This is a genomic window from Bifidobacterium sp. LH_743 (assembly GCF_056355775.1).
Genome location: NZ_JBKESZ010000007.1, coordinates 109,063 through 115,165 on the forward strand (window position 1 = coordinate 109,063; position 6,103 = coordinate 115,165).

The window sequence follows — 6,103 nt, forward strand, 5'->3', positions numbered from 1 at the left end:
AAGCGATGAACTTGAGAGACGCCCCTTACGTTTGACGCGCATGCTATTCGGAATTCATATTCCGGCGTTCATGCGAGACTCGTCAGCATTCCGGATTCACCAGCATGTCGTGCGCGTCGGCTTCCCGTTCGGCATCCGAACGCAGATCCCAGCCCGGCTTGCGCGATGCATACAACACCAGCGGCGGCACGCCGAGCACAATCACGACAACGGCCACCAGAATCGCATACGAGATGCTGTTCAAGCCGGTGAAGCCGGCCGGGCGTACGAAGGTCAGGACGAACGCGGCTGCGGAAGCGACGAAGCCGACGCCCGCGACCAGCCGGATCGCTGGAACCCGATACGTGCGCCGAACCTCGGAATGCGTTCTGCGCAGCCGGATCGCCGCGGCGAACATCAGCATGTACATCACCAGATACAACGCGGTCGCCATATCCACCAGCGTCGCGAATGCGGTGTTGCCATTGGGAATCAACACGAACAGCAACGCCAGAACGGTCACGATGATGCCCTGTGGAATCAGAATGCCCTCCTGCACGCCATGGGCGTTGCGCTTCTGCAGCGCGGGCGGCATAAGACCGGTCCGCGCGGCCGACAAAAGACCGCGGGAAGGTCCTGCGATCCACGCCACCACGGAGGAGAACGCGCCCAACGCGATGAGCAGCGAGATCACCGGAGTGCCCCAGCTCATGCCGAAGTGGTCGAAGAACTCTTTGAACGCCAAATTGATGCCGTCAATGAGCCCCAGCTCACGATGCGGCACGGCGAAGGCGATGGCCAGAGTCGGCAGCACGAGCACCAGCAGGATCAGTGCGGTGGCCAATGCGATGGCGCGCGGGAACTGGCTCCCCGGATGCTCCATGTCGTTGGCGTGCACAGCGTTGACCTCCATGCCCGCATAGGCGAGCACATTGGAGACGATCAGCACGATCGACGCGATGCCCGTCCACGGCGGCAGCAACGCGGACGCATGCAGGGAGGTGTGCATCGGTTCGCCGATAGCCAGCCAGACCGCTCCGAAGATGATGAGCAGCAGCGCCGGGAACAGCGTTCCGATAAGCCCCGAAACCGAACCGACCTTGGCGAACAGATTGCCTCCCCGCAGCGCCACCAGCGTGCTCGCCCAATACAGCACGATGATCACCGCGGCGACATACACGCCGTTATTGCCCAAGCCGCCCATGCCGAACACGTACGACAGGCTGACGGCGATGAAGGCGATCTGAATCGGATACCACACCACGTTCTGGATCCACTGCAGCCAGATGGCAAGGAATCCGATTCGATTGCCGAAGGCCTCACGCACCCATACGTACACGCCGCCCTTCCAGCCGGTGGCCAGTTCGGCTGCGACCAAGGCGGTCGGCACCAGAAAGACCACCGCGGGAATGAGATACAGCAGGATCGATGCGAGACCGTAATCGGCCATGGCCGGCAGCGAACGCAACGAGGCCACCGCCACCACGGTCAGCATGGCCAGCTGGCCGACCGACATCATGACCTTGCCGGTTTTGCTTGCGGAATTCGCGATCGTGCCGCCCGCGTCATTCACCCCGGCATGCGCAGGTATGTCCGTAGTATTGGGATTTCCGGCATCGGCAGATCTGCCGGCGGACGCGATGGGGGATGGGCTGTTCGCCGTTCCGGCCGGTGCCGTCCGGGCTTTCGCCCCGAAGCGAGCGGACCCTGGATGTGCAGCTGCGCTTGCGTTGTGTGCCACCACGGCAAGCGGCTTTTTCATATGAACTGTCATTGCAGCCAGCTTTCGTGAACATAATCGTTGTGGGAATGATCATGGTTTTCTTCAATTCCCCGAACTCAAGGGACGTCAGTGATGGAATCCGGACACGTGCGCCTCGCTCGGCATCGGCGAACGAAGTCCGTCCAGATACTTCACGCATGCCTTCAGATCCCCGATGAACGCCTCGGCCATGTCGTGGCTGAAGCCATTGCGCACCACGATGCGCTGCACGGTCACCTGCGTCAGATCCACCGGCATCGGATAGGCCGGCACCAGCCAGCCCTTCATACGCAGCCGGTCCTGCAGATCGTACAGGTTCCATTTGCGATCCGTCCTGTCCTTGAGCATCCATGCGAACACCGGAATGTCGGAACCATCGTTCCACAGCGTGAAATCGTCCATCTTCGCTATCTCGCCCGACAGGTACTTCGCCACATCGTGCGAGGTCTGCTGCACCCTTCGATACCCTTCGAATCCCAAACGCAGGAACATGTAGTACTGCAACAGCACCTGCGCTCCTGGACGGGAGAAGTTCAATGCGAACGTGGGCATTTCGCCGCCGAGATAACTCACCTTGAAGATCAGGCTTTCCGGCAGGTCGGCGGTCTCACGCCACACGATCCATCCCAAGCCGGGGTAGACCAGGCCGTATTTGTGGCCGGAGGTGCTGATGGAATAGACGCGCTTGACACGGAAATCCCAAGCGAGGTCAGGCTGGATGAACGGCGCGATCATGGCTCCCGAAGCACCGTCCACATGGATGCGCACGTCGAGTCCGGTGCGTTCCTCGATACGGTCCAATGCCTTGCTGATCTGCTCGACGGGCTCGTACATGCCCGTGTAGGTCACTCCCATGATGGCCACCACGCCGATGGTGTTCTCGTCGACGTACTTGTCGAGATCATACCCGTCGAGCACCTTGTGGTCTTCGGAGATCGGCACGTAGCGCGGCTCCACATCGAAATAATTGCAGAATTTCTCCCAGCAGACCTGCACGGCACTGCTCATCACCAGATTGGGCTTGTCGGTGGGCAGACCGACCTTCTCACGAGCCTCCTTCCAACGGCGCTTGAGCGCCAGTCCGCCCAGCATGCACGCTTCGGACGAGCCGATGGTGGAGGTGCCGATGGTGTTCATCGGGTCGGGCGCGTGCCACAGGTCGGCAAGCATGTGCCAGCAACGCGATTCCACTTCGGCGGTTTTCGGATACTCATCCTTGTCGATCATGTTCTTGTCGGCCGCCTCCATATACAGACGATTCGCATGGTCGTCCATCCACGTGCCGACGAACGTGGCGAGGTTGAGCCGCGCGTTGCCGTCCAGCATGGCTTCGTCATGCACTACCTGATAGGCGGTTTCCGGCAGGGAGCCTTCCCTCGGCATGGTGAATTTCGGGAACGCCTTGGCCTCCTTTGGCCGTGCGAACAGCGGATTGATCTCCACATTGTCCGGGAGACGTCCGCCTTCCTTGACTCCGTTGTCCTTGGTTCCGCATGATTCATGGGATTCGCCCGGTTCACACGTTGCCGGCATGGTCGTGCCTCCATTGGCGTTCGTTCCATGGCAGCATCCGCATTCCCCTGCGATGATGTCGCCGGTGGAGTGCTTTTGGTCGGAATGTGTCACTGACATTGCAGCTTCCTTTCATTGATTTGGAACGTTTTGTCGCGTTCCGTGATTCAAAATGAAAGTCGAGTCTGGGCTTTTGCTGGAAAATCGTCACATTTGCGCTATATGGTGATTCGCATGCCGACAGCGGTTCATGGATATATCCGCGCGCGGTTTCGTAGGGAGCGTCTTCACTCGGGCCCATGCACCCACGTTCGCGCAGGGAGGAAGCCCACGCCGGACCATCGCATGTTTGCGCACGCTGATGGTGGGTATCGGCTACGATGAGCAGATATGAGCGAATCGACGACGAATTCTTCCTGGCTTGACGACGCGAAACAGGACATCGGACAATGGTCGGCATCGATGCCGAACAATGCCGACAACCAGCCGATCGATTGGCAGTGGGTGTCTTCACTCGACCTGCGCAACGGCATCGGCGTCGCCGCACGGCAGCATATCGACCTGCTGGACGTGCTGCGCTCCGCAGCGTCGCCGCAACTGCCAGCCCGGCAATTGCATGATCTGCTTAAGGACGATCTTGCCATTCGCGACCGGCTCGAACCAATCATCGCACAATGCAACAGCACGTTCATGATGGATTTCGACCGGCTCATCGCCTCTTATCGGCTTCCTCGCGCGCTCGCCTACGCGAATCGGCGGCTGTGTGACGAAATCGCAGTATTGCGCCGTATCGGCGTGGAGATGGGTTTGTGGACAGTCACCGAGGAACGACGTGAGCGCGTGACGGTGCCGGTGCTTCAACCCGGTTCCGGTTCGGCTTCCGAAGAGATTTCGCTGGATGACATCCAGGACCGGACAGCCGACATCGTCAACGGACGTGCCGCCCGACGCGCCGCGGAGCGGAAGCAGAAGCGTGCCAGCGATTACGCCATGTCGCGTGCGAATCTGAGCGGTGTCACCAGTCCTGGTGGCTCCACATTGTTCGATCAAGGTTCGGATTCCGCCGGTGCGCACGGAGATGCGTCTCGGGCCGGTGGATCGGCGCAGAGCCGTCGTCTGGCCGAGTACCGCAAGTCCGATTGGCGTGACGCGTACCTGCCTGGCCGCGATGTGGATCAGGTCATGGGCATCGACATCGAGACCACCGGCACGGATCCGGCCCGCGTGTACATCATCGACGTCGGTTTCGAATACATGAACATGATTTCCCCGCGTCCGGCTGACGCGCCCGTCGGATACCGATATGAGCAGAGTTACTACGAGGCGGGCGACGCGTATGGGCAGTCGCGTCTGTCGTTCGGCGTCCCAGCGGGGAACGCGACGCTCGGCAATCCGCTGATCCGTGACCTGACAGGCATCGACGTGGCTCAGCGTGCATCCGGTTTCCGCCTGTTCGACGAGTGGCCGGAGGCGCAGATCGGTTTGCTGCAGCGATTGGAGCAGCAGCCGTATGTGGCACACAACGCCCGATTCGAGCATGGGTTCTTCATGCTGAATGTGGCCGGATATGCGGAAAGCTACCGTTCGGGCAATATCACGATCATCGATACGTTGCCGATGAGCCGCCGTTGGGATGAGGGCTCGGTTCCCGATGATGAACATCCGTACGGCGTCAATACGTTGGACGCGTACGCCAAGCGACAGGGCGCGCTCGACCCGACCAAGTCGGAACGTCACCTTGGTTTGGAGGACACGCACATTATGTTGGTCGCCATGAAGCATCATCTGGGTGTGCTGCGTGCCGAAGGACGTGGTCCATGGGGTGCGGGAGGCAAGTCCGGAGTCGGCGGAAAGCGCTGCGGTCGCCGCTGGTAGACGTTGGGAAGGTATTTTCTTCCTGATTTGTCAAATTTCGACACGCCGACAGAGCTCAATATTTCCAATGGTTTACGAGGGATTTACAAAGCATCGATTTGCGTGGATCGCCCTGGTGCTGTAAGTTTATCTCTTGCTGCCGCTCAGCGAGTGGCCCGGACGCTTCCGGGTCGTGAGGTGGGTGAGTGGTGGTGGTTTGAGAACTCAAGAGCGTATTTGTACTACTTCTTTATAGTCAATGATTGCCAGTTCATCGTCGGCCACGCGTCTTGCGCGTGGTGCCGAGGGATCGGTCAAACGGCGGTGAGGTTTTTGTGCGATGCGCCTTTCCTTATAAGGCGATCGTCAATTTTCTTATTTTGAGAGTCATTCAATTGGTTCTCTTCACGAGGTTTTTTTGTGGAGGGTTCGATTCTGGCTCAGGATGAACGCTGGCGGCGTGCTTAACACATGCAAGTCGAACGGGATCCATCAGGCTTTGCTTGGTGGTGAGAGTGGCGAACGGGTGAGTAATGCGTGACCGACCTGCCCCATACACCGGAATAGCTCCTGGAAACGGGTGGTAATGCCGGATGCTCCAGTTGATCGCATGGTCCTCTGGGAAAGATTCTATCGGTATGGGATGGGGTCGCGTCCTATCAGGTAGTCGGCGGGGTAACGGCCCACCGAGCCTACGACGGGTAGCCGGCCTGAGAGGGCGACCGGCCACATTGGGACTGAGATACGGCCCAGACTCCTACGGGAGGCAGCAGTGGGGAATATTGCACAATGGGCGCAAGCCTGATGCAGCGACGCCGCGTGCGGGATGACGGCCTTCGGGTTGTAAACCGCTTTTGACTGGGAGCAAGCCGCCTCGTGCGGTGAGTGTACCTTTCGAATAAGCACCGGCTAACTACGTGCCAGCAGCCGCGGTAATACGTAGGGTGCAAGCGTTATCCGGAATTATTGGGCGTAAAGGGCTCGTAGGCGGTTCGT

3 protein-coding genes and 1 rRNA gene are annotated in these 6,103 nt (G+C 59.7%); 2 read left to right on the top strand and 2 right to left on the bottom strand.

Annotated features, from left to right (window positions below):
* Positions 1–82: 82 nt before the first annotated feature.
* Positions 83–1,552 (bottom strand): glutamate/gamma-aminobutyrate antiporter GadC, encoded by a 1,470-nt coding sequence (gene gadC / locus AC1ATL_RS08650; protein WP_476569913.1) that lies wholly within the window; start codon positions 1,550–1,552, stop codon positions 83–85.
* Positions 1,553–1,828: 276 nt separating this feature from the next.
* A complete protein-coding gene (gad, locus tag AC1ATL_RS08655) occupies positions 1,829–3,373 on the bottom strand; it encodes a glutamate decarboxylase (RefSeq protein ID WP_476569914.1) in 1,545 nt (514 codons plus the stop codon).
* A gap of 270 nt (positions 3,374–3,643) precedes the next feature.
* On the opposite strand from gad, the gene AC1ATL_RS08660 reads away from it, so the two are divergent.
* Both AC1ATL_RS08660 and AC1ATL_RS08665 read left to right on the top strand, forming a co-directional pair.
* A complete protein-coding gene (locus AC1ATL_RS08660; RefSeq protein ID WP_476569915.1) occupies positions 3,644–5,128 on the top strand; it encodes a DNA polymerase III subunit epsilon in 1,485 nt (494 codons plus the stop codon).
* A 396-nt stretch (positions 5,129–5,524) separates the two neighbouring features.
* A 16S ribosomal RNA gene (locus AC1ATL_RS08665) occupies positions 5,525–6,103 on the top strand; the annotation flags it as partial.

Bases quoted from the DNA above. Each gene is read 5' to 3' on its own strand.
- gad (WP_476569914.1), bottom strand. From the start codon at position 3,373: ATGTCAGTGACACATTCCGACCAAAAGCACTCCACCGGCGACATCATC.
- AC1ATL_RS08660 (WP_476569915.1), top strand. From the start codon at position 3,644: ATGAGCGAATCGACGACGAATTCTTCCTGGCTTGACGACGCGAAACAG.